The 22,626-nt window shown below is 39.4% G+C and carries 22 protein-coding genes; 10 read left to right on the forward strand and 12 right to left on the reverse strand.

What is annotated here, in order from left to right; all coding sequences use genetic code 11:
- The first annotated feature begins 11 nt into the window (after positions 1-11).
- Positions 12-1,082, forward strand: coding sequence for an SAM-dependent methyltransferase (locus tag EHQ49_RS07475; RefSeq protein ID WP_135577977.1), 1,071 nt, complete (start codon positions 12-14; stop codon positions 1,080-1,082).
- Here the strand turns inward: EHQ49_RS07475 and EHQ49_RS07480 are convergent.
- Together EHQ49_RS07480 and EHQ49_RS07485 are read right to left on the reverse strand one after the other, a co-directional pair.
- Positions 1,061-2,635 carry a DEAD/DEAH box helicase gene (locus EHQ49_RS07480; RefSeq protein ID WP_135577979.1) on the reverse strand — a complete coding sequence of 525 codons (1,575 nt, stop codon included), beginning with the start codon at positions 2,633-2,635 and terminating at the stop codon, positions 1,061-1,063. The genes EHQ49_RS07475 and EHQ49_RS07480 overlap by 22 nt on opposite strands.
- A gap of 50 nt (positions 2,636-2,685) precedes the next feature.
- Entirely contained in the window at positions 2,686-4,353 is a 1,668-nt protein-coding gene (locus tag EHQ49_RS07485) for a hybrid sensor histidine kinase/response regulator (protein ID WP_135578342.1), read from the reverse strand.
- 69 nt (positions 4,354-4,422) lie between these two features.
- Between EHQ49_RS07485 and msrB the strand changes: the two genes are divergently transcribed.
- Positions 4,423-4,968, forward strand: a complete 546-nt coding sequence (gene msrB / locus EHQ49_RS07490) for a peptide-methionine (R)-S-oxide reductase MsrB (RefSeq protein ID WP_135577981.1) — start codon at positions 4,423-4,425, stop codon at positions 4,966-4,968.
- Between the two features lie 19 nt (positions 4,969-4,987).
- On the opposite strand, the gene EHQ49_RS07495 is transcribed toward msrB, so the two are convergent.
- The 4 genes from EHQ49_RS07495 to EHQ49_RS07510 form a co-directional block, all read right to left on the reverse strand.
- Complete coding sequence (locus tag EHQ49_RS07495; RefSeq protein ID WP_135577983.1) at positions 4,988-5,773, reverse strand: hypothetical protein; 786 nt, start codon at positions 5,771-5,773, stop codon at positions 4,988-4,990.
- A gap of 3 nt (positions 5,774-5,776) precedes the next feature.
- On the reverse strand, positions 5,777-5,983 hold the full coding sequence (locus EHQ49_RS07500; RefSeq protein ID WP_100791940.1) for a hypothetical protein: 207 nt from the start codon (positions 5,981-5,983) through the stop codon (positions 5,777-5,779).
- 87 nt (positions 5,984-6,070) lie between these two features.
- Complete coding sequence (locus tag EHQ49_RS07505; RefSeq protein WP_135577985.1) at positions 6,071-6,625, reverse strand: hypothetical protein; 555 nt, start codon at positions 6,623-6,625, stop codon at positions 6,071-6,073.
- Positions 6,609-7,673, reverse strand: a complete 1,065-nt coding sequence (locus tag EHQ49_RS07510) for a KamA family radical SAM protein (protein WP_135577987.1) — start codon at positions 7,671-7,673, stop codon at positions 6,609-6,611. The genes EHQ49_RS07505 and EHQ49_RS07510 overlap by 17 nt, the downstream gene beginning before the upstream one ends.
- Positions 7,674-7,741: 68 nt before the next feature.
- Here EHQ49_RS07510 and efp point away from each other — a divergent pair, with 68 nt between their 5' ends.
- From efp to EHQ49_RS07535, 5 genes are read left to right on the forward strand one after another with little or no spacing between them, the layout of a single operon-like run.
- Positions 7,742-8,308 carry an elongation factor P gene (efp, locus tag EHQ49_RS07515; RefSeq protein WP_135577989.1) on the forward strand — a complete coding sequence of 189 codons (567 nt, stop codon included), beginning with the start codon at positions 7,742-7,744 and terminating at the stop codon, positions 8,306-8,308.
- Between the two features lie 2 nt (positions 8,309-8,310).
- Positions 8,311-8,931, forward strand: coding sequence for a methylthioribulose 1-phosphate dehydratase (gene mtnB / locus EHQ49_RS07520; protein WP_135577991.1), 621 nt, complete (start codon positions 8,311-8,313; stop codon positions 8,929-8,931).
- Entirely contained in the window at positions 8,928-9,662 is a 735-nt protein-coding gene (locus EHQ49_RS07525; protein ID WP_135577993.1) for an SDR family oxidoreductase, read from the forward strand. Before mtnB ends, EHQ49_RS07525 begins: the two co-directional genes overlap by 4 nt.
- Positions 9,663-9,667: 5 nt before the next feature.
- On the forward strand, positions 9,668-10,405 hold the full coding sequence (locus EHQ49_RS07530; RefSeq protein WP_135577995.1) for an SDR family NAD(P)-dependent oxidoreductase: 738 nt from the start codon (positions 9,668-9,670) through the stop codon (positions 10,403-10,405).
- Between the two features lie 3 nt (positions 10,406-10,408).
- Positions 10,409-12,229 carry a hypothetical protein gene (locus tag EHQ49_RS07535; protein ID WP_135577997.1) on the forward strand — a complete coding sequence of 607 codons (1,821 nt, stop codon included), beginning with the start codon at positions 10,409-10,411 and terminating at the stop codon, positions 12,227-12,229.
- Here EHQ49_RS07535 and EHQ49_RS07540 read toward each other — a convergent pair whose 3' ends face one another.
- The 5 genes from EHQ49_RS07540 to EHQ49_RS07560 all read right to left on the reverse strand — a co-directional run bounded on the left by EHQ49_RS07540 (position 12,230) and on the right by EHQ49_RS07560 (position 19,792).
- Complete coding sequence (locus EHQ49_RS07540) at positions 12,230-13,189, reverse strand: magnesium transporter CorA family protein (RefSeq protein WP_135577999.1); 960 nt, start codon at positions 13,187-13,189, stop codon at positions 12,230-12,232.
- The gene (locus EHQ49_RS07545) at positions 13,190-14,968 is read right to left on the reverse strand and encodes a M61 family metallopeptidase (protein ID WP_135578001.1); all 1,779 of its coding nucleotides are present in this window, start codon (positions 14,966-14,968) and stop codon (positions 13,190-13,192) included.
- A 265-nt stretch (positions 14,969-15,233) separates the two neighbouring features.
- Positions 15,234-17,306 (reverse strand): methyl-accepting chemotaxis protein, encoded by a 2,073-nt coding sequence (locus tag EHQ49_RS07550; RefSeq protein ID WP_135578003.1) that lies wholly within the window; start codon positions 17,304-17,306, stop codon positions 15,234-15,236.
- 14 nt (positions 17,307-17,320) lie between these two features.
- Entirely contained in the window at positions 17,321-19,381 is a 2,061-nt protein-coding gene (locus EHQ49_RS07555) for a methyl-accepting chemotaxis protein (RefSeq protein ID WP_135578005.1), read from the reverse strand.
- A 66-nt stretch (positions 19,382-19,447) separates the two neighbouring features.
- Complete coding sequence (locus tag EHQ49_RS07560; protein ID WP_135578007.1) at positions 19,448-19,792, reverse strand: VOC family protein; 345 nt, start codon at positions 19,790-19,792, stop codon at positions 19,448-19,450.
- A 65-nt stretch (positions 19,793-19,857) separates the two neighbouring features.
- On the opposite strand from EHQ49_RS07560, the gene EHQ49_RS07565 reads away from it, so the two are divergent.
- Positions 19,858-20,136, forward strand: a complete 279-nt coding sequence (locus EHQ49_RS07565; RefSeq protein ID WP_135578009.1) for a TIGR04454 family lipoprotein — start codon at positions 19,858-19,860, stop codon at positions 20,134-20,136.
- 11 nt (positions 20,137-20,147) lie between these two features.
- Here EHQ49_RS07565 and EHQ49_RS18810 read toward each other — a convergent pair whose 3' ends face one another.
- On the reverse strand, positions 20,148-20,450 hold the full coding sequence (locus tag EHQ49_RS18810; RefSeq protein ID WP_135578011.1) for a hypothetical protein: 303 nt from the start codon (positions 20,448-20,450) through the stop codon (positions 20,148-20,150).
- Positions 20,451-20,486: 36 nt separating this feature from the next.
- Between EHQ49_RS18810 and EHQ49_RS07575 the strand changes: the two genes are divergently transcribed.
- Positions 20,487-21,416 (forward strand): DMT family transporter, encoded by a 930-nt coding sequence (locus EHQ49_RS07575; RefSeq protein ID WP_167482996.1) that lies wholly within the window; start codon positions 20,487-20,489, stop codon positions 21,414-21,416.
- A gap of 52 nt (positions 21,417-21,468) precedes the next feature.
- The gene (locus tag EHQ49_RS07580; RefSeq protein WP_135578015.1) at positions 21,469-22,596 is read left to right on the forward strand and encodes an Lsa36 family surface (lipo)protein; all 1,128 of its coding nucleotides are present in this window, start codon (positions 21,469-21,471) and stop codon (positions 22,594-22,596) included.
- Positions 22,597-22,626 lie beyond the last annotated feature (30 nt).

Consider the following 22,626-nt stretch of genomic DNA (forward strand, 5'->3'; position numbering starts at 1 on the left):
AAGGATAAAAAATGAATTTTAATGATTCTGCCCCAAAAGATGAGGGTTCAACTTTTAGTATCAATTCCCTTTTAGAAAAAGATATTTTTCCAGATTGGCTCATTCGTTTTCGAATCCGTCAACTTTTGAAACTTCGTATCCGCCAAGAAAGGAAAGAAAATCCTACGACCCAACTCCAACACAAAATAAACTATGTGAATGAGTTAAAAAAATCCCCCATTGCGGTTCATACTGCGGCTGCCAACGAACAACATTACGAAGTCCCTAGTGATTTTTTTACCTATGTGATGGGACCAAGGATGAAATATTCCTCTGGATATTGGCCTTCCTTCGATACCAGTTTTGCTGAGTCAGAAGAAGAAATGCTTCGAATCACTGTGGAACGAGCAGAGATTCAAAATGGAATGAAGGTTTTGGATTTGGGATGCGGTTGGGGGAGTATCTCTCTATATATTGCCGAACAATTTCCTAAGTGTAAGGTTACAGGTGTTTCTAATTCGCGCACTCAAAAAGAATTCATCGACAAACGTGCCAAAGAACGTGGGTTAAAAAATCTCACCATCATCACAAAGGACATGAACGATTTTACCACCAAAGATAAGTTTGATCGGATTGTTTCTGTAGAGATGTTAGAACATATGAAAAACTATGAGAAACTTTTTGAAAAACTATCTAAGTTCCTTGTCGCAGATGGAAAGTTTTTTGTACATATCTTCACTCATAAAGAATTTGCTTATCCTTTTGAAGTTATTGATGAAACAGATTGGATGGCGAAGTATTTTTTTACAGGTGGGCAGATGCCATCGGATGATTTGTTTTTATACTTCCAAAAGGATTTTTTAATCGAAAATCATTGGGTTGTGAATGGGACTCATTATGCGAGAACAAGCGAAGCTTGGTATGATAACATGATAGACAACAAGGATAAACTATTGCCTATCCTTGCGAGTACTTACGGCGAAAAAGAAAAAACCAAATGGTTTGTTTATTGGAAAGTTTTCTTTCTCGCCTGTGCTGAGTTATGGGGTTACCGAAACGGTGAGGAGTGGTTTGTTAGCCACTACTTGTTTCGAAAACGCTGAGTTTTTTTCCCAGCAGCCTTTACGTAAACGCCACCTTCTTTTTTAGAAGAGGGTGCGCTACTACGGCGAGAATCCCCACCTCGGTCACTTCGTTCTCCCCGTTCACTTCTTTCGCTATTGGATCTTCCGCCACGGTATCCACCGCGACCGCCACCGCCTGAACCACCACCATCATCACGACGTCTTCTTCCGGATCCACCACTAGGAGGAGTTTCACTCCATTCCCCAGGTGTTTTTCCGATTTTTTCAGGGCCGCTGATTTTGGTTTTATCAAGCATAGTCGAAAGTAGTTTCAAAGAAAGAGATCTTTTGTCGTCTAACTTCAAAAGTTTTTCTAAAACTTCTTCTGCATCTGCGTGGATTTCCGTTTCCACTACTTTGTTTAGGAAATCTTCTTCCCGTCTTGCGAGTACTTCCTTTTTAGTAGGAAGAGCAGCAATGGTAAGGTTCATTCCAGAAGTACCTTTTAGTCTTAGAAGGGCACGAGATTCTCTTGTGGTTACAAGAGTCACAGCCTTTCCTGATTTTCCAGCACGACCTGTACGACCAATTCTATGTGTATAACTTTCGCTATCAAAAGGAAGGTGGTAGTTGATCACAAGAGACAAATCTTTTACGTCTAGTCCACGTGCGGCAACGTCTGTTGCTACAAGGATTTTAACGCGGCCATCGTGTAGGCTTTTTAAAACTTGTTCTCTTTGTTTTTGGTTTAGGTCTCCGTGAAGTGCTTCTACTGGATATCCTTTGAAACCAAGGGTTGCTTTTAAATCGTCTGCTTCTTTTTTTGTTTTTGTGAAGATGATTGCCTTATAAGGGTTTTCATAATCCAAAATTCGAACTACAGAAATTTCTCGTTCAGCTTCATCAATCACGTAGTACACTTGTTCGATGTTCTTAGAAGATTTTTCTGTTGCTGCAATTTTTACATGAGCGGGGTGCGTTTGGTACTTACTTGCCAACTTCTTAATGGGCTCCGGCATGGTTGCGGAGAAAAGTAAGGTTTGTCTTTTGGTTGGCAGTAGATTAAAGATGGATTCAATATCATCCATAAAGCCCATATCGAGCATTTCATCTGCTTCATCCAATATCACCATGGAAGGTTTGAAATTTTTAAGTTCCTTTCCTTTCAATAGGTCGAGAAGTCTTCCTGGAGTTGCGACAGCAACTTGGGCACCTTTTGCCACTTGTGTAATTTGTTTAGAATAGGAACTGCCACCGTAAATGGTAGTGGTTTTGATTCCTAAATGTTTTCCCAGTTTATACAATTCATCTGATACTTGCAGAGCAAGTTCACGAGTCGGTGTGAGGACAAGCACTTGCATGCCATCATTCACATTGATTCGGTTCAAACAGGGGAGTCCGTAAGCTGCAGTTTTCCCGGTTCCGGTCTGCGCTTGTGCGATTAAATCTTTTCCTTCCAATACGAGCGGAATCGCTTGTTTTTGGATAGGGCTTGGTGATTCGAAGCCTGCTTCAGTGATTCCTTGTAGTATTTCAGGACGTAATCCGAAGGATTGGAAGTCATTTCCAACTTCGGTGTCATTCTTAGTCATGGAAATAGGATACAATAAAAAAATGGCCTAAAAAAGAAAGGCAAAAATACCTAAATGGCCCTGGGTACCTTCGCTGCGATTTCTTTTAGGTGGAGGTAGAGTTCCTCTTTTAAGTAGGGTTTGGGCATAAAATAATCAAATCCAGAGGTTAGAATGTGGTTTCGTTCTTCCGGCATACAAAGCCCTGTACAGGCAAAAAGTGCGGGTTTATTGGGTTTTCCAACCAATCCTTTTGCAATTTCCGTCCCATGTTTCCCTGGCATCTCAATGTCCAAAAAAGCGATATCGAAAGAAGATTCATTTAACGTTTTTTCCGTATCAATTCCGTTATTTGTTTCTGTGATTTCAAAACCTAGCGGTCGCAAATAACTTTTTAAAACTTTTCGGTTGAGTTCATTGTCATCGGCGATTAGGACTTTTTGGGGTTTCGAAAATATTGGTAAATTTGATTTTGAAGTAGCCGGATTGATTTTTTCTGATTGGTTTTCTTCTAGTTTCCAAATCACGGGAATTTTGACTTTAAATGCGGAACCTTCACCTAACTTTGATTCCACGTGTACTTCTCCACCCATTTCTTCAAGTGAGAGTTTGACAATGGAAAGGCCAAGCCCGGAACCAGAAATTCCGCAGCCTTCAGGAACAAATTCATTGTACTTTTGGAAGAGTCGATCTTTGACTTCTGGAGAAATTCCAGGACCCGTGTCTTTGACTTCAATATGTAGATTTGCACTTTCATTTGTTTTGATTTCTAAATCAACAGAGCAAGTAACACTTCCTTTATTTGTGAACTTAACCGCATTTGCCATAAGGTTCCAAATTACTTTTTCGATTTTTCTTTTGTCGGTATAGAGAAAAGTTCTTTGATCTGCTTTGTTTTGAAAATGGAATTCTATTTTTTTACGTTTGGTTTCTTCTGTAAAAAAAGAATCCAAAATATGAAAACATTGATAGAGTTCAAACCATTCATTTTTTAATACACTAGCATTTTCCTCTAACCTAGAAAGTTCAATGGTATCGTTGACTAAATGTAATATAACTTTCCCTGCATTTCTGATATGATCCACATAACTAAGGATAGATGGTTGTAGTTCTGTCTCCCGAATCATTTCTGACATACCGAGTAGGGAGTTTAAGGGATTACGAATGTCGTGGCTGATGGCGGCAATAAAATCTCTTTTGGCAGCGGTGGCTTTTTCGGCAGCGAGTTTTTCAATTTCTAACCGTTCGGCAGCTTTTCGCATTTGTAACAATCGAATGGTCTGTTTGGCAAGCAAACTTAACATGTGCATTTGTTCCCCATTCAGTTCTCTTGGTTTACTATCGATGACACAAAGAGTTCCTAATTTGATTTGGTCACTCACGGCAAGGGGGATTCCTGCGTAAAACATGACATTGGGTGATTCGGTCACATAGGGATTGTTATAAAACCTGATATCCTCTTTGGCGTTGGGGATCACGAATGGTCCATCCCCTAAAATAGCATGAGAACAAAATGCTAAAGATCTTGGTGTTTCGCGATCCTCGAGTCCGTGGTGAGATTTGAACCATTGCCTTGCTTCATCAACCAAACTGACAAGAGAAATGGGAGCGTCGCAAATCATGGAAGCCAGTTTTGTGATTTCATCGAACATCTCCTCTTCAGGAGTATCCAGGATTTCGAGACTTCTTAAGACAGAAAGACGGGCTGTCTCATTTTTGGGTAAAGGAGCAATCAGCATACGAAGTTTAGACGAAATCAATTTCGCATAAAGGAAAGCAAATTTTCTATTTTTCCTGGTCTAAGTCCTATGAACCGAATGACGACTTTGTCTCTGTTTTTTCTCCTGTTTGTGAGTTCTCTATTTCTCACAACTTTTTGTTTCGAAACCTCCTCTCAGTCTCCGAAAAAACCAGAGAATCCAGAACTAAGAAAAAAACTAACCGATTTACAATATCGTGTCACCCAACAAGACGAAACAGAACCTGCCTTCCGAAACGAATATTGGGACAATCACGAAGAAGGGATCTATGTAGACATTGTTTCGAAAGAAGTTTTGTTTAGTTCGAAAGATAAATTTGAGTCGGGCACTGGATGGCCTAGTTTTACAAAACCTCTTGTAAAGACCAATGTCGTCGAAATTGAAGACCGTTCTTATGGAATGTTACGAACAGAGGTTCGTTCGAAAGCTGCCAATTCCCATTTGGGTCACGTTTTTGATGATGGGCCAAGTCCAACAAACAAACGTTATTGTATGAATTCGGCGTCGATGGAGTTCATTCCTAAATCCAAATTGAAAGAAAGAGGGTATTCATCTTTTCTTCCCGAATTTTTGGAATCGGGTCAAAACAAATAGTTGAGTGAACCTTTGGTTTTTAAGCCCAAAGGTTCATCATAAACTCTTCATCATTACGAAGTGAAATGAGTTTGTATTTGGTTTCGTGGATGTCTTCACGAGAAACTTCTCGTTTCCAACGAATGTCCACTTTGAGTTTACGAACGCGGGTTTGTAATTCCAAAAGTTCCCAAACAGAATCTTCCATTTCTTTCCTGTAAAGATTGGTAAACAGTGGTGCCATTTGGTCCGGTGTATCCATTTTTAAAAGTTCTACATGGGTTAAGTCATGAATGTTTTGTAGTGCCCAAATATGGAGGGTAAGAGTGGTGATTCTTTCCAATTGGGAAATTTCATCTTTAATATTTCTAGTGACTTGTTGTTTAAAGAAACGAATTCTTTTTTCTAAATATTGAATGAGATCCGATTTTGGGATTTCTCTCTGTTTCCATTTTTCCCAGTCCGTGCGCAGATCATCGATGATTCCTTCTCCGAAAAATACAGAAGAAGCTTCCATTAGTTGTAAACTTCCTGGTTCTGAAATCTTGAGTCTGTGGCGAAGAGAATCAGCATCTCCTGCAATCATATTGACCGGAGCCACATCCTCTAACTTTTGTAAGGCACGAGAAATAGAATCAATAAACTGAGATTTCATTTGGTCAGTGGAATGAGCTACCAAATAAAAATTGAGGTCGGATTCTTGGTGGAAGTCCCCTCGTTCCCGTGATCCATAAAAAAGAATTTGGTAGGGTTTTGTCGACGGGATGAGTTCTAATTCATCCAAAACTTGTGCGTAGAGATTAGGGTTTAGTGCTTCAAATTCCATTGTTTATTCAAAGTATAATTTCATTCGGGATAAATTTTCTAAAATGGCTTTGAAGGCACGATCACGTTCTTCATTGCCAGGGAAAGGAAGAGATTTTACATTATTGAGATCTTGGTAAATGATTTCAATGGAAGGTTGGTTAGGATTTTTTTTGATGGAGGCAATGTAATCCAAATTGATAACTTCCGATTCACCGAGTTTTAACCACATAAAATTTCTCCTCAAAGCCTAACGGCCACTCCCTATTTGCCTAATCTTTTTTTCTAAAAAAACAGGCTTTGTTGGATTTCCTGGAACCTAGTAGAGGTCCAGAGATTGGAGAACCATCTGGTGGAGTTGTTTTGCGAGTTCCTTGGAACCGATGGAGTTCGGAGTGATGGTCTCAAAAACCAGTAAAAACCCATTATGAATCCCTTCCCACCGGGCATAAAGTTGGGAATCAGGGAGTGAGAAAACAAGGACACTACATTTTTTGGTCCCCCAAACAAAGTAGGAAACATCTGGATTTTGTACTTCGTCCTGGTAGAAATAAGGAAACCGGGACTGGTTCTCTCTATCTGTGGAAGATAGTCTCATCCATTGGATCTTTCCCTCTCCGTCCAACCGAATTTCGTAACTATTCCCCGTTCCAAAAATAGACCCAGATTTTAGGAGCTCAAAATTTTCTTTTGCCACCCAAACTGCATGATAGGTAAGTCGTAGTTCTTTCGTTAGGTGCGATTTTTTTGTTTCCAAGTTTGGATTTGGTTTGGGAACCTCTGGATTTTTCTCTGGTTTGTTTTCCTTTGTGGATTGACAAACGGTAATTTGAGAGAAAATCAAAACGAGGAGAACCTTAATGGCCCACTTCATACTCATCTCCTAAATAGTTTTGGAATAGATACCCATCTTTTGTTTTCTTTTGCAGGTAATCAGGAGTGAGGAGTACTTTCCCACCACCACCTGTTAGGTCTTTTACATAATTTGGTATCGTGATTCCTGAATGGAATCCTCGTAGTTTACGATAGATTTCAATTCCCCTTTCAATTGGTACAACAAAATCAGAACTCCCAAATACCTCGTCACATTGGTGGAGGTAATAAGGTTTGATCCCGATCGATATTAATTTATAATTGAGTTCCGATAAGATTTTTTCGTCATCATTGATCCCTGAAAGTAAAACCGATTGGTTGAAAACGGAAACGTGACCTTTTTTGATCAGTCGCATAACATACATTTTGGTTTCATCCGTAATTTCATTGGGATGGTTGAAATGAGTGACCATATATAAAGGAAAGTGTTTGGCAAAAACATCACAGAGATCTTCGGTGAGACGCATAGGCATTGTGACTGGGTGGCGGGAGTGGATCCGCACTTGGTTGAGATGAGGGATTGATTTTAATTCCCCCAAAAGATAATCAAGTGAGGAATCAGCATGGGTGAGTGGGTCACCACCGGACAAAATGATCTCTCTTAGTTCTGTATGGGTGCGAAAGTATTCCAATGCTTTTTCCCATTCCTTACGGTTGGGAGTTTCTTCTGGGTCAGATACCTTTCGTTTCCTTGTACAAAACCTGCAATACACAGCGCATACATGAGAAATATACCAAATGGCACGGTCTGGGTAACGGTGGGTCACACCTTTTACCGGCATGTACCGTTCCTCTGCCAGTGGATCTTCTACTTCATTGGGTTTTTTGGTAAGTTCTCCCGCTCGGGGGATGATTTGTTTGCGGATGGGACAGTTCGGATTTTTTTGATCGATTCGTTCCAAATAGTAGGGGGTGACGGCAAAACTAAATTCCTCTAATGCAGGCACAAAACTCTCCTTCTCTTCGGGAGTGAGAGTCAGTTTTTCTTCCAAATCCTTACATGTAGTGATTCGGTTTTGTAGTTGCCATTTCCAATCCGACCAAGTCATCGCTTATGACCATACTTCGGTTGACATAAGGCCAAGTCCCTCGGATTTTGTTTACGAGTAACGAAATTATGAACTTAGGCATTACAGAAGTAAAAAAAGGAATGATCCTCAAGATCGACAGTGAGCTTTATTCCGTCGTCAAAACCGAGTTTGTGAACCCAGGAAAGGGTTCTGCATTCATCCGTACCAAACTTAAAAATATTGTCCGTGATTCTTCCATTGAAAGAACCTTCAAAGCTGCAGAAAAACTGGAAAGTGTGGATTTAGAACGCCGCAAAATGCAGTACTGTTATGCTGATGGTGACCAAATCATTTTTATGGACGTCAACGATTACGAACAAATCCCTGTTTCAAAAGATTATGTGGAAGACATCCTTCCTTTTATGAAAGAAGAAACTCCAGTGGAAGTTGCGTTTTACAATGATAAACCAATTGGTGTAACACCTCCTAACTTTGCTATATTGGAAGTGACTTATGCAGAGGATGGATTGAAAGGAGACACAACAGGTCTTGCACTCAAACGAGTGACAGTGGAAACTGGGGGAGAAGTCCAAGTTCCTATCTTTATCAAACAAGGGGACACTGTAAAAATTGACCTTCGAGATTTGAGCTACGTGGAGCGAGTCAACAAATAGATTTGGAATCTTTTTCTTTTTTACAAGAACTTACCAAACTTTCCCATACCTATTATGAAAGGCAGTGGATGTATGCCACTGCCGGCAATCTTTCTGCACGCGCAGGAGATTCATTTTGGATCACAGCTTCCGGAAAACATAAGGGAGAACTTACCGATAAAGATTTTGTTTGTGTTTCTGTTGCCGATGGGTCTTTGGTTTCTGCGGGAGAGGGACTGAAACCCTCAGCGGAAACTAGCATCCATCAGGTGGTTTACTCTCAGATACCGGATGCAGGTGCGGCCCTTCATGTCCATACTTTGGATTCCAATCTTTTAGAATTTGGAATTGATAAGGAAGAGGGGTTTCGCGATTTTCCTCTGCCACCAATTGAAATCATCAAGGCCTTTGGGATCTGGGATGAAAAACCAAACCTAAAGTTTCCTGTTTTTTATAATCATACTCATGTCCCAACGATTGCTTCGGAAATCAAACGTTATATAGAAACCAAGGGCAGACCCCAAGTTCCTTTTTTACTTATCGAAGGCCATGGTCCTACGGTTTGGGGGAAGTCGGTGGCAGAAGCCAACAAACATTTGGAAGCAGTTCATTTTCTATTACAAGTGATGGCAAGGCGTATATGAAGGACGGGGCCCATGTGTATATTTTTGGAATTGGTTCCGGAATTGGACAAGGGCTTCATAAACGTTTTTTAGAAGACAAATCCGTTTCTCTTTTCGGATTCTCTAGAAAGGGGAAACAGACTCTCGATTCTTTCTCCAAAGCAGAAAAGGGAAATTTTGTTTTCGATGCTAAAAATACAAAAGACATAGAAAGTTTTCAAACTTCTCTGTTATCTAAATATGGATTCACAAAATCTGGAGACTCTTCCGCATTCCAAAACATAGACCTTGTGGTTTACTTTGCGTTGGGGGATGGAGTGTTTGGACCCATTGCCGATTTAAAGGAAGTCGATTTAAAATCCCATTTTGATTTGAATGTCCACTCTCTGATTTTACTTTCGCGAGCCTTTGCTCCACTTTTAGCTTCTTTTCGCAGTTCTAGCTTTGTATTTCTGGGATCAACTGCCGGAAAACAAGGATTCCCCGAATCTGTGGCTTATTGTGCCTCCAAACATGCAGTTTTAGGAATCGCTCGAGCCCTAAGAGAAGAGTGGAAACCCTTCGGAACTAAGGTAGTTCATATCAGCCTCGGGGCTGTGGCCACAGAAATTTGGGACACAAGACCCCAGTTTGACAAGAATGATATGGTTACAATTTCGGACATTTCCGAGTATTTGTGGAGTATTTCCCACTTGCCTAAATCTATCTTTGTAGATGACTTATCCATTACCCCAAGAAAAGGAATCTTATAGTTCCCATGGAATTCAAGGAATCGATTGTACTCGTGACCGGTGGCAGTGGTGGCATTGGAAGAGAGATTGTCCGCTCTCTCGTCCTTGCGGGGTTTTCTGTATGGAACTTGGACAAAGTCCGTCCCACATCCCCCATCCTCCAAGAGACTTATAGAGAAGTGGATTTGGCGGAAACTCCCTTTGTAGTAGAAAGAAGTCTCGCAAAAATCATCCAAGAAAGTTCGGAGGCAGGTGATCTTTTTGGCCTGGTTCACAATGCTGGATTTGGTGGGCCTTACCATCCCATTACCGATGTTTCTATCGAAGAATGGGATTCCATTTTTCGAATTAATGTAGATAGTTTATTTCTTTTATCCAAATTACTTTTACCCATTTTTAAAAATCAAAATTTTGGAAGGATTGTTGCCATTGCATCTTCTTTATCCATTGTGGGGTCAGCAAACTCAGTTGCATATTCTTCCTCCAAACATGCATTAGTTGGCTTTATTCGTTCTGTGGCTGATGAATGGGGTAAGTTTGGAATTACCGCCAACGCAGTGAGTCCAGGTTTTGTGGATACTAAGATGGGAATTCAAGAAGACCAAATTTCTGATCATAAATCAAAAATCATAGAGAAGACACCGGTTAGGCGAATTGCAGAACCTTCCGAAATTGCTCGTGTGGTCAATTTCCTCCTTCAAAAAGAATCTGGATACATATCCGGATCGAATTGGACCGTTGATGGCGGGCTCACAGCCATTTAATTTATGAGAATATCCCCACCACACGATCACTTCCTACAACTTACTACCAAAGAAAATTTAGGAAGGTCTTCAGGGATCATCTTACAGAAAGAAGCTTTGTCCATTATGAAAACAGTGGAGATCCAAAGTTCACGAGAGAATATTGAAGCGGGCCATTTGTTCCGCCCTACAGATTCCAATTTTGAAAAACTAAAGATGGATCATGAAACTGCATTGGACGGACTGTGGCAACTCATTGACTACGGACTTACCACCCAACTGTTTGAAATTAAATTTGATGCCGATGTTGGTGAATTACGATTTGTTAATTTTCTTGTAGGCCTTCCTGGTGGGATGCCATTAGAAGAACCGTATAAACTCCTCATTGCGAGGTCAACAGAACATTTATTTGAATACATTCAGGCCAAACGGGTATTAACCGAAGATACTTGGCGTAACGTACTGAACAAACTTGCAGACATTGATTATAAAGAAGAAAAAGGATCTGGCGATGAACTGGATCGAATGTTAGAGCCGAAACAATTTCCCTTACAGCCGTCAGCGGAGATGTTATCCAGGTCTCGAGGTCTCATCATTGATGAGTTGGAAGCGGATCCCCGAATTATTGTCCTTCCCCATGTAGGATTTTATTCAATTCCCGAATCAGAAGCTGCAAATTTTTTACATATTGCTAACGAGTATTTGATGACCAAAGTCGAACCTTTAGCGAAGGCCTTCGATACAGAGATTCGATTGGCTTTTGATCGAATTCACACCATGACACCCGTGAGTGGAAATTCGGAACCAAGTGAAGTGGATCTAATTCGTTCAAAAATTGAAATGTTATATGGGTTTAAGGAAATTCTAAAAGAAAATGGATTTTATCCTTTAGTTCATAACTTACGAAAGGTGGCAGAAATTGCCGCTAAATATGCAGAAGTCGAAAAAAAACGTGAGGTTGACCGACTCCTGAAAGTTTATATGAAAATGTTGGATAGCCAATTTGACTTTGATTCAAGACTCCTTCGAATCAATTTGGAAAAGGACAATGAACATGATACCATCATTGTTGATCTTCTAAGAAAGAACCCTAAAGTTCTTTCTGCCGAATGGCATGACCAGGATTCAAAAATTGCTGTTTTTGTGAATAACAACCAGAACAATATCAAAGACATCAATCACCTTATTTTCCAAAATTATAGATTCACTACGGAACATATATTATACCTCAAAGCCATCATTGAACTCAACGAAAAAGAACTAAAACCTCTTTTCAAAGATGATGATTTTGTAAAAACCTACGGTAAAAATCTTCAAACTGTTTATTTTAATTATATTCCTTGGTTTTATAAACTTTTTTATTATTTAGGAGTATCTCCTATTGTGAACTCTGGTTATGCGAAGGCAAAATCGATTTTAACTTATGCACAAATGGATCGTCAGTTTTTATACCAGAAACGGAGAGAAAATTTCTTTAAAAAGAAACTAAGAGAAAGAGAGGAACGGTTTGAAAAAGAAAAAAAACAACAACTCAAACGTGCTCTTATTTCTGCTCTTAGTGATGCCTATTTTCAAAAGAATTGTTTACCTTCAGTGGATTGGCTTGGGTCCAATTATCCTGCCTTCTCGGCAGAAACTTTGGAAAAAATGATTCCTGATTTTGCTTTTATATCCACAACAGGAAAAACGGTGAAACCTAATTCAGTCATTTTGTTTCCGAATTCTCCCGAATTTGATTCTCTGAATAAACGTTTGAAGGAATTATTCAACCAGTGGACAAGAGGTGAGTTAGATCCACCAGCTGAAGACAAGGAACTCCTTGTTCAAATTCGTAGTTTGATTTAATCAATACCAACGTTTGATTCTAAAATAAAGTAACATCAAAATTCCTAAAAAACCCATACCACACAAGGCAGAGATAAATCCATATTCCCATTCGAGAGTGGGCATATGACGAAAATTCATACCGTAAATTCCTGCAACCAGAGACATCGGTAACATAATGGCTGTCATGATGGTAAGGATTTTCATGATTTCGTTGGTTTTGCGAGTGGATATAGCAATATGGGCTTCGAGAGCAGAAGATATGGACTCAATATTACTATCCACAAGTTCTAAGATACGAAGGGAATGGTCTCTTACGTCTCGAAAAAAAGCATCTGCTTCATCACTAAAAAAACTGTTCTTAATTTTTTCTAAATCTTCTAACACTTCTTTGTTTTGTAACATCCCTTTTTTGATCGAAAGCAGACTTGCCCGCAAACTATAAACATTGCTGATATCTAAGGATTTTGCATTTCCGAAAATTTGATCTTCGAAATGTTCGATTCGTTCTTCAATCTTTTGTGTGATGGCAAGAGTATGGTCAGTTTCTATGTCTAAAATTTTATGTACAACGAATTCATATCCGCGTGCAAGAATTTTATTGTTCACTTTCCACTGGTCTATGATGTCACCGATACTATCACGGTAGTCTAGTGTTAAAGAAATAATTTGGTTTGGTGTTAGAATGAAGTTAAAGTTTTTCTGTGTGAGTTGGTTTCTTTCAAAATGGAAACCTCGAAAAACAAAAAAGATATAATTGGGAAAAATTTCCAGTTTGATCCGACTATTGGGATTTAGAATGTCTTCAATGGTAAGTTGGTGGATATCATGTTTTTGAAAGAGAAACATTAGTTTTTCTTCGTTTTCTGCTGTGATATGAATCCAATGTTTGGGATGTCTATGCGAAAGAGGTAGAGGTCTATCGAGAAGCACTTCATCTTTACTTGTAGGAGTTAAAATATAATTAAAGAGAGCTGGCATTTATACTATATTCCTTAGAAAAAAATCTCTGAGTTCTTTTCTGTCATCGCTTGTGTCTTCAGCGATCACAAATTTCCTTGTTTTGAAATATCCGGAAGCTGTGATCATTGATTCTCTAATTTTTCCGGCTCGTGATAAAATGAGGTGAAATTTTTCGCCCGGGTGCAGGGATTTTTCTAGTTTCTGTAAGGTATTGGTTGTAGCCCGTTTCCCGTTGATGGCAAGTATTTCATCATCTAACATTAGGTCAAAAGAACCTGTCTCTGTATTGTGTAATAATTTTTGAACATAGAGGTTACCATTTTTTTCTTTTGTTTTGAATCCGGTTTCGCCTGCTTGATCGGTTTGAATCCTTTGGATACCAATGATATCCAAATAATAATCTACAGGGATTGGTTTTGGATTTTCTAAGTATTCGTTAAATTCTGTTTTTAAATCCACACCGGTAACATCTTTTACCGTTTCGAAAAATTCCTGTTTAGTGAAGCCTCTCCCTTTGGTTTTGACAAACACTTCGTTTAACTGTTGAAATACATGGCGAATGGTTTTTCTTTCTTTTGATTCTTTTAATAGAAACAAATTCATACACAAGGCAATGACTCCGCCCTTTGTATAATAGGAAACAGTGATATTGTGACTATTTCCATTTCGTTTGTAATATTTTGTCCAAGCGGTAAACGAAGATTCTTCAAGACTCATCCAAGAGTCGGCTTCATTGTCTTCTAACGCAAATACATCCGATTGGAGTTTAGCCAAATACTCTTCTTTTGTAAGAAATCCTGAATGGTAGAGGAAGTAAACATCGTAAAAACTTGTAAATCCTTCGGCAATCCAGAGTTCGCGTGTTAGGTTTGGTTTTTGGTAATCAAAAGGTCCAAGGGCGATTGGGCGAATTCTTTTGATATTCCAAAGATGAAAGTATTCATGAGATAAAAGTTCGAGTAATCTTTTGTATTCTTCTTCATCGGAAATTAAATCTGGGTTGAAGTAGTTGATACTTGAGGCTCTATGTTCTAATCCCCCATAAGCAGGCAAACTTAAATTTAGGACAAATAGATAATAAGGATTGGGAGAGTCCATCATCCACTCTATTTGAGTTTCCGTGATCCTTTTTAGATCCAATGCCAATTTTGTTTTGAAATCAAAATTTACATCGCCCTCTACAAGTAATTCATGTTTGGTGGTTCCTGCCGTAAAAAACACAGAGTTTTGTTTACTCAAATGGAAGGGAGAATCGAATAGTTCATCAAAATTTTCTGCAAAAAACAAATGGGAGTCTTCTCCGCTTCGAGTCAAACTCGAATACACAAAAGGGAAAAATTGAGAAACCTGAAACCGAACAGTAGCAGGGGTTTCTAATTTCCCTTCTGGATATAAAAACAAAGCGGGTGGGTTGATGAATCCAAATTCGGTTTCTAAATAATTGGTTCGAACAGTGAAGTCTTCAAAAGCATAGATGATATAAGAGATTTCGAATTCGGCGGGGAGGTTTTTTAATCTCCAGCGATGTAAGTCCACCATCTCCCAAGAAATAGATTCACCGGTTTTTAAATTTTTGACATCGAGTTTATGGAGATGGGTAGCATAATCCCGAATCATATACGATCCGGGAGTCCAACTGGGCAAACAAAAAGTCATCTCTGATTGGTCTGTTTGGACAGAAAGCCGAACCTGGAAATAGTGTTTGTAGAGATCAAAAATGGAGACTTCAAAATCCAACTTTAGGGCGTTAGACTGACCGGCTTCACTTACGGTTTTTTCCTGTTCTTCTTTGGCCATGGTAACCCCATCTTCTTTTATTTTTAGTTTTGATCAAATGTTTTCTTGACTTTATTTCTTTATAGTACTAGAAAAGGCATAGCTAAGGTATGAGCAAAGGAGGTGGTCATTTGGATAGTAGTTGTTACAACAAAAGATTTTTGACTCGCGAGGTGGCTGGGCAATAACGCCTCTAGCTTTGTTGCAAAACCGACCAGACACAGTCTTTCCAAGTTCCGAACGGGTGGTCTCCTTCGGGCTTATGCAGTCGCTTGGAAAGATTCCTTTATTCTTTCGAAATCTTAAAACTCTTTAATAATTCATCCAGAGTTGTTGTCACTTGGCTTAGGCGTTCCGCATTCTCTGACATAGAAGAAGACTGGTCGGATAAAACTTGGGAACCGTTCGAAATATTGACTGTCATATTGGCCAATTCATTTGTCGCCCTCTGTTGTTCCTCTGTGGAAAGTTGGATGGCTTTTACTTGGTCGGTAATTTCTGCGACTTCTGCATAAATACTTTCAGTCCTTGCACTTTGGTCTTCAATCATCGGTCGTATTTCATTGGAAGAAACAAAGATCTCAGACACTTCGTCAGTGATTTTTTTTAGAACGTCTACAAGTTTTTCCACTTGTACATTTCCTCGCTCGATCGAAGCCAGGGCCTCAGAAGATAAAACATTAATTTGGGAAACCGATTCTGCGGATTGGCTTGCCAATTTTGTGATTTCTTCTGCTACTACAGCAAATCCTTTCCCACTTTCTCCAGCCCTTGCCGCTTCAATCGCAGCATTTAACGCAAGTAAACCGGTTCGTTTGGCAATGTCTGAAATGACATTGGAAAATGCTGTAATGGTTTTTGATTTATCCTGGATCTCTTGGATGGCATGAGAGGCTTCTTTTGCCATCGTCCTTCCTTCTTCCGCATTACGGTTGGCACGGACTGAGATTTCTCCAAAGGAATTGACCTTCTCTAAAATTCTTTTCATCAATTGTTGGATATCACCTAACGATTGATGTATGGTTTCAGTATTTTCGACAGCACTGAGTACGTTGCTATGGATCGTTTCTGAAGAGGCGTTGAGTTCTTCCACAGTCGCACTTGCTTCCTCGGAAGAGGCTGCTTGATTCTGGGCTAAATCGGTGAGTTCAGTAATGGTTCCTCGGATTTTGTCTGTGGTTTCGCTGATTTTTCCCGAAGACTTTTGTGCAATCCGAATGAGTTTCCGTAAATGTTCGATCATTTTTCCCAAACTGACCATAATACTTCCGAGTTCATCTAACTGGTCAATGGCGATAGATTCTCTCAAATCCCCAGATGCTACTTTGTCAGTGGATAAGTTGATGGCTTTAATCCGTCTATCCACTAATCTTTGGAAACTAAAATAAATTGATAGGGTGGAAAGAACCACACCCAAAATTCCAAGAGTTATGGTTGTGATGAGAATTGAGTTAAGAGTGGATTGGATTTGTGATTCCGGGACAGAAATCCTCGCAAACCAAGGAGCGTTATCTTCTATAATGGTAATGGGAACGGCAACATGGTAATACCCATGAAACCTATAAATGGATTTGTCCTTGTTTTTCAAACGGTCGTAAAAAAACGCATCGGCCTGGGATCGAAAATCAAGGCCTTCGGAAAGGTTCGAAAACCCATCATACAAAACTAAATGGTTATCCGAGATGAGTGTGATTTTTCCTTCCCCGTCAGCGAATTTTAAGGTATCTAAATATTTCTTAATCGTCGCAAGGCTGATATCAATTCCAGAAATTCCAATGAATTTACCGTTACGTAATATTGGTTCCATAATCGAAACAATGAAGGTATCCACTCCACCCACCTTGTAAATGTAAGGTGAGGTGATGCTTGTTTTTAATGTGGCTTTTGGTTTTTGGTAGAACTCACCCTTAATGGGATCATCCACATCTTTTAAAACTTCTGACGAAATTTTGTCCTCATTGCGAAATACGTAAGGGATGAACCGACCAGTTTCGTCGTGGTCTGGAGTAAATTTATATGCCGCATCTTTTCCATCAAAAGCATTCGGCTCAAATCCACAATAAGCAGCAAAGGCAATATCTTTTTCGGCGATTAAGGTTTTTAGATACCGAATGGCCGCAGGTCTTGAAGTGATCGACCCATCTTCAAAAGATTTACGAAAGGCAAAGGTTTTGTTTAAAGGAACTTTCATTTGGTGAGAGATGTCACCTATGATTTTTGATGAAATATATTCTGTATCTTCCTCTAAGTTATGTAAAAGGGTAGATCTGACAACCAAAGACAATACAATCATAATCCCTGCGATAATAACAGAAATGACTGCCAGGGATATTAGAATGATTTTCTTTTTGATACTCATGTCTTTTTTTAAACCTATAAGTTGAATTTTAATAAAACTTCTGAAATTTTGGAACTAATTCCTGTCATACGAATAGAATTGGCTGACATGGTCTCCGATTGTTCCGACAGAATTTGGGAACCATTGGAAATATTAATTGTCATATTTGATAGTTCGAAGGTGGCTCTTTTTTGTTCTTCCGTAGATTGTTGAATAGACTCAACTAGAGATGTGATTTCTTCGATTTCTACGTAGATCTGATCGGTTCTAGTTTTTTGGTCTTGGATGAGGGGGACAATTTCTCTAGCCTTTTCAAAAATTACGGAAACTTCTTTTATGATTTCTCGTAACAAATCAATAAGTTTTGTGACTTGAGTCCCACCATTTTGGATGGAATGTAAAGCTTCTTCGGATAAGGTATTGATCTGTGAAACGGATTCAGCCGCTTGAGAGGCAAGTTTCGAAATTTCTTCCGCAACAACAGCAAACCCCCGACCCGATTCACCAGCTCTTGCGGCTTCAATGGCAGCGTTTAATGCCAGTAAGCTGGTCTTCTCTGAAATATTGGAGATAACTTCAGAAAACTCGGTAATAGCAAGTGACTTCTCCTGGATTTCTTCAATTGCTTTTGAAGTGAATCCCGCCATATTCCGTCCTTCTTCTGCTTTTTGATTGGCAAGGACTGCAATTTTCCCAAAGGACTCCACTTCCGTAGTGATGTTTTGAACTAAAGTTTGGATCGCATGAAGTGAGTTGTGAATTGACTTAGAGTTATCAACCGCCTGTACCACATTGGCATTGATAGTTTCGGAAGATGCATTGAGTTCTTCCACAGTGGCACTGGCTTCTTCGGAAGAGGCGGCTTGGCTTTGTGCCAAATCAGAAAGTTCAATGATGGTATTTTCCATAAACTTGGAAGTCTCAGTTAGTTCTGAACCTGAAGTCTGTGCGACACTTAAAATATGTCGAATGCTTTCAATCATCGCAACTACAGCTTCGACTAAATTTCCAATTTCATCTTTTTGTGTGTCGTTGATTTCTTTGGAGAGATTCCCGTTAGCTGCATCTTTTGTAAAGGCAATCAAAGTCTGGAGTCTACTATCCACAAGTTTACGAAAGATAATGACATTGGCCAAAGTAGAAAATAGAATTCCTGTCACTCCAAGGCCTAAAGCAATCCAAAAGATAAATTGAATTTCGTTTGTGATTTTTTCTTGCGGATAAGAGACACGAAGTGCCCAGGGAGCTGTGTTTTCCACTAGTTGGATCGGTAAACTCACGTGAAAGTAATCAGAGTCAGAATAACTTTGTCTTTGTTTAGATGACATAGCTAAATTTACATACATATCTTCCTTGTCTTCCCACTGTACATCCTTCTTATCAGGATGAAGGCCATTAAATAACACATATCCGTTACTTGCAACGAGTGTGATTTTTACAGCACCGTCTAGAATTTTTAGATTATGTAGGTAAGTTCGAATGGTCTCTAAAGAAAGATCAGCACCTGCGATCCCAAGAAAGTTTTGGTTACGGATCACTGGATATACAAGAGAAATCATCGTTACTTCTTTACCATCTACTTTGTAATCAAATGGTGGAATGAGTTCTACTTTTTTGTTCTTTTTGGGGAGTTGGTAAAAGTCAGATTCGGGAAGGTCAAACCCAACCACTGGTTCAATGATAATTTTGCCATTCGATTTTACAGAATAGGGGATCAGTCTACCCGAGTTATCATGATAGTTCGTATTACGATAGTTAGTGTCTTTCCCATCGAAGGCATTGGGTTCGAAGACAACATAAGTTCCGAGAATGGATTCATTCGATGCCGTCATCACATTCAAAATCCGGAAAATCCGATCTCGATCCAAAAGGTTTGGTTCTTGTAACATTTGTTTTAGAAGAAATGCTTCGTTTAATGGAGCAGAAAGATAGTCTTCTACATCCAAAGAGATTTTATCTGCAAGTACAGAGATGTTTTCTAGAGCGTTTTCTTTGGCATTTTTATATATGACATAAGAGATAAGTGTGAGTATTACTCCTAATGAAAACAGGGTAATGATTGATGTGCCTAAAGCTAACTTCTGTTTAATGTTCATTCGCGTGGATAAACTTTCCTAAGTGAATGTTACCGTAAGTAACTGAGTTGTTTTCTCAAACACATTTTATATAAGAGTGAGTTTTTCTGGATATTGGCTTAAGCCCAGTAGATTTCCATCACTGTCTAAAAAGTATACAGTGTAATCTGTTTTGTTTTGGATCTGTATTTGGTTTAGGAATTGGATCCATTTTGTTTTCTCTTTTTCTGTGAATGAAAAAACAAGAGCACGAGGAGAAGATTTCGCTCCTTCTTCCAACATCAGAATGATGGGGCCAAACTCGATCCAAATGGAACGAACCATTCCTGAGTCATAATGAAATTCCTGAGTTTTCTTTGCCCCCGGAATTTGGAGGTAAAACTCTGCTAAATTGGAAGGGTTCGGAGTACCTATGGCAATATGGTGAATCATTTTTTTGTTTTCAAATCCCTTTATAAAAAAGAAGCTATCATGAAATCTATCTCACGGAGTTTTTCATGAAAAAATCCCTCATCCTGGCGCTCGCTCTCGGGCTTTTTTTGGCTAATTGTAAATCCAAAGTGTATACCCAAGAAGAGTGTGAGTCTGCTCTCGCTAGCACATTCGCTCAAATCGAAGAAGAAGCTAAAAAGAATCCAGCAGCAGCACCAGTCCTCGCAGGATTACAACAAGGTAAACAAAAAATGATCGATCAGTGTACGGAAGGAAAATTTGATCCTAACTGTTTGAAAAATGCTCCAGGTTTCGCTGGCATCATGGGTTGCGTAAAAAAATAATTTTACAAATCCTACCGGGAATTAGTTTTCCCGGTTTTTGCCTCTTCCTCTAAACTTTCAAATCCCCCAGGTTCTGCATAACAACCGTGAGTTCGATATGGTCCATCCTCAAAAAATCGGATTTCTTGTGCATACCGTTTTCCTTCCCATAGACATTGTTTACAAATCGAAGGTCTGATTGCCCAGTCTTCACATTCTTCTGGTCGGAAAGCCGGAAAAACTCGTAAAAGAGGTTTCGAAATTTCCTGCTCGGGACTAGCCCAAAGAACAAATCCAAAAATCAAGAATACTCCTAAAATCAAAGTTAGCTTCATTTTATAAAACTATCGGGATTTCTTTGTGATTTCAGGATGGGTTTAGTGAAAGAAAAATTGAGTACAGAATGGAAAGGGGTAGTGCTAGTATTGATCGGAGCACTTTTGTTCAGCGCCAAAGCTGTTGTGGTGAAATTGACTTACCGGTATGAAATTTCTGCCATTGGATCTCTTTTTTTTCGGATGTTGTTTGCCTTTCCTTTTTTGGTTTGGATTGCATGGAAGGCAGAAAGAGAAGAAGGAAAAACTCCACTCACAAAAAAAGATGTGGTTAGTGTCATCCTTATGGGAGTGGTGGGTTATTATCTTGCCAGTTTATTTGACTTCTTAGGGCTAAAGTACATTAGTGCAGGTCTTGAACGAATCATTCTTTTTATTTATCCTACTCTTGTTGTCATTTTATCGTTTTTATTTTTAAAGAAGAAGATCCATATGCGGGAAGTATTTTCTCTGATTTTAACATATACCGGAGTTTTTTTAGCGTATGGACAGGACGTCCAACTAGGTTCTGCGAAAGATGTGAGTTTGGGAGCTTTTTTTATTTTACTTTCCGCTCTGACTTATGCCATCTATTTGATGGGTAGCGGTTCCATCATTCCAAAGTTAGGTGCAAAAAAGTTTACAGCTTGGGCTCTGATTATCTCTTCGTTTGCTGTATACATTCATTTCGCTATTTTTGGAACTTTTAAAGAACTCATCCAACCGTTTTCTTTCTACGCCCTCGCATTTATTATGGGGACTGTGAACACTGTAGTTCCTGCTATCTTCGTTTCGGAAGGAATCAAACGTGTTGGTAGCAAAACAGCTGCTATAGTTGGATCAATTGGACCAATGTCGACTCTTTTCTTAGCGTATTGGCTACTGGATGAACCGATAACCTTACTACATGCCATTGGTACATTATTCGTACTTACCGGTGTTTTTTGGATTAGTTCCGTAAAAAAAACAAAGGAAGCCTCTGTTTAAGAGAGAATTTTTCTTTCCAATTGTTACAAAAGATAGAGAATCAAGGATCTATATGAAATTGCGAAATCTGCTGCTTCTGCTCGTATTTGTCACAACAATCTCTCAAGGAGAACTGTACGCACAATTTACCTGTGAAGGATCAGCTTGTGGTTTTTTACCATCTACACTTACAGAAGCGGGAAATGGTTCCCTCAAAAAATTCGAAACTGGGTACTTAAACGAAGTACTGAAAACTAATTTGGAAGCTGGTTTTCTAGCCAACGTAGGAGCTAGTAATATCGGAACTGGTACCGTTCGTCGCATTCAATTTGGTGTGAGTGTTTCCGCTGCAGGATACAAAAAAGACGACATCCAAATTAAAGATGACTATATCAAATACCCAAAACTTCCCAACGTAGGTGGTGCTGTGATTCCTTCTTTCCACTTGGATATCAATCCTGGATGGTTACTCGGAACTTCAGAAGGTGGATACATTCGTCGGATCGGAATTTTTCTTCATGGTATGAACGTTGCGGTTACTGAAGATCAAATCCAAGCGGCTTCCAATAATAAAAACTACGAAGGTCGGATCGCCGTACGTTCGTATGGTGGTATGGTCCGATACCAATTAGTAGAAAAAGAAGGTTTTTTAATGAACCTTATCACTTGGAACGGAATCAACATTGGAGTGGGGCATCATGTGATGGAACAAAACATGAGCCTTAGTTACTTAGAAGGAAAGGCATCCCAAATTGAATTCCAAGGTGTGAAAGGAAAATGGGGAGGAGACACCAATTTCGTTTTTAACACGAAAGTCCAAACTACAAATGTAGATTTACGTACGGGTCTTGGTGTGTTTTGGATCGCCAATGTGATTGTCGGTGGGGGATATAGTTGGAATTCGGGGAATAACTCCGCCTCTCTCTCAAGACGTGGCCCTTTTCTCGTTACCTTAAATGATTCCCTTCCTTTGGAACTTCCACGTGAATACCAGGCGGCTCTTGACAAAGAACTTCTTGCCCAAAATCCCAACGCGACTCTCGGGTTTCGTGCCGCTGGTGAGTCTCATTCCAAACGTGGAATTGGGTACGGGATTGTCGGTTTGGAGTTGGATTTGTATCTCGTTAAGGTCATTGCTGAGGGTTTGTATGGCGGTAAGGATCTTTATTCTGCAAACTTAGGAGTCAAACTCTCCTTTTAGGAAAACTTCGGGGAAATCCATAAAACCTTG

It is taken from the genome of Leptospira perdikensis (genome assembly GCF_004769575.1).
Taxonomy (GTDB): Bacteria; Spirochaetota; Leptospiria; order Leptospirales; family Leptospiraceae; genus Leptospira_A; species Leptospira_A perdikensis.

Excerpts from the sequence above, each read along its gene's own strand:
- EHQ49_RS07475 (WP_135577977.1), top strand. The coding sequence starts at position 12 with ATGAATTTTAATGATTCTGCCCCAAAAGATGAGGGTTCAACTTTTAGT.
- EHQ49_RS07500 (WP_100791940.1), bottom strand. The coding sequence starts at position 5,983 with ATGTGGTTAAAACTCGGTGAATCGGAAGTTATCAATTTGGATTACATT.
- EHQ49_RS07495 (WP_135577983.1), bottom strand. The coding sequence starts at position 5,773 with ATGGAATTTGAAGCACTAAACCCTAATCTCTACGCACAAGTTTTGGAT.
- EHQ49_RS07545 (WP_135578001.1), bottom strand. The coding sequence starts at position 14,968 with ATGGCCAAAGAAGAACAGGAAAAAACCGTAAGTGAAGCCGGTCAGTCT.
- EHQ49_RS07560 (WP_135578007.1), bottom strand. The coding sequence starts at position 19,792 with ATGATTCACCATATTGCCATAGGTACTCCGAACCCTTCCAATTTAGCA.
- EHQ49_RS07565 (WP_135578009.1), top strand. The coding sequence starts at position 19,858 with ATGAAAAAATCCCTCATCCTGGCGCTCGCTCTCGGGCTTTTTTTGGCT.
- EHQ49_RS07505 (WP_135577985.1), bottom strand. The coding sequence starts at position 6,625 with ATGAAGTGGGCCATTAAGGTTCTCCTCGTTTTGATTTTCTCTCAAATT.
- msrB (WP_135577981.1), top strand. The coding sequence starts at position 4,423 with ATGAACCGAATGACGACTTTGTCTCTGTTTTTTCTCCTGTTTGTGAGT.
- EHQ49_RS07525 (WP_135577993.1), top strand. The coding sequence starts at position 8,928 with ATGAAGGACGGGGCCCATGTGTATATTTTTGGAATTGGTTCCGGAATT.
- EHQ49_RS07480 (WP_135577979.1), bottom strand. The coding sequence starts at position 2,635 with ATGACTAAGAATGACACCGAAGTTGGAAATGACTTCCAATCCTTCGGA.
- EHQ49_RS07485 (WP_135578342.1), bottom strand. The coding sequence starts at position 4,353 with ATGCTGATTGCTCCTTTACCCAAAAATGAGACAGCCCGTCTTTCTGTC.
- EHQ49_RS07535 (WP_135577997.1), top strand. The coding sequence starts at position 10,409 with ATGAGAATATCCCCACCACACGATCACTTCCTACAACTTACTACCAAA.
- EHQ49_RS07530 (WP_135577995.1), top strand. The coding sequence starts at position 9,668 with ATGGAATTCAAGGAATCGATTGTACTCGTGACCGGTGGCAGTGGTGGC.
- EHQ49_RS07550 (WP_135578003.1), bottom strand. The coding sequence starts at position 17,306 with ATGAGTATCAAAAAGAAAATCATTCTAATATCCCTGGCAGTCATTTCT.
- EHQ49_RS07575 (WP_167482996.1), top strand. The coding sequence starts at position 20,487 with ATGGGTTTAGTGAAAGAAAAATTGAGTACAGAATGGAAAGGGGTAGTG.
- EHQ49_RS18810 (WP_135578011.1), bottom strand. The coding sequence starts at position 20,450 with ATGAAGCTAACTTTGATTTTAGGAGTATTCTTGATTTTTGGATTTGTT.
- EHQ49_RS07555 (WP_135578005.1), bottom strand. The coding sequence starts at position 19,381 with ATGAACATTAAACAGAAGTTAGCTTTAGGCACATCAATCATTACCCTG.
- EHQ49_RS07540 (WP_135577999.1), bottom strand. The coding sequence starts at position 13,189 with ATGCCAGCTCTCTTTAATTATATTTTAACTCCTACAAGTAAAGATGAA.
- EHQ49_RS07580 (WP_135578015.1), top strand. The coding sequence starts at position 21,469 with ATGAAATTGCGAAATCTGCTGCTTCTGCTCGTATTTGTCACAACAATC.
- EHQ49_RS07510 (WP_135577987.1), bottom strand. The coding sequence starts at position 7,673 with ATGACTTGGTCGGATTGGAAATGGCAACTACAAAACCGAATCACTACA.
- efp (WP_135577989.1), top strand. The coding sequence starts at position 7,742 with ATGAACTTAGGCATTACAGAAGTAAAAAAAGGAATGATCCTCAAGATC.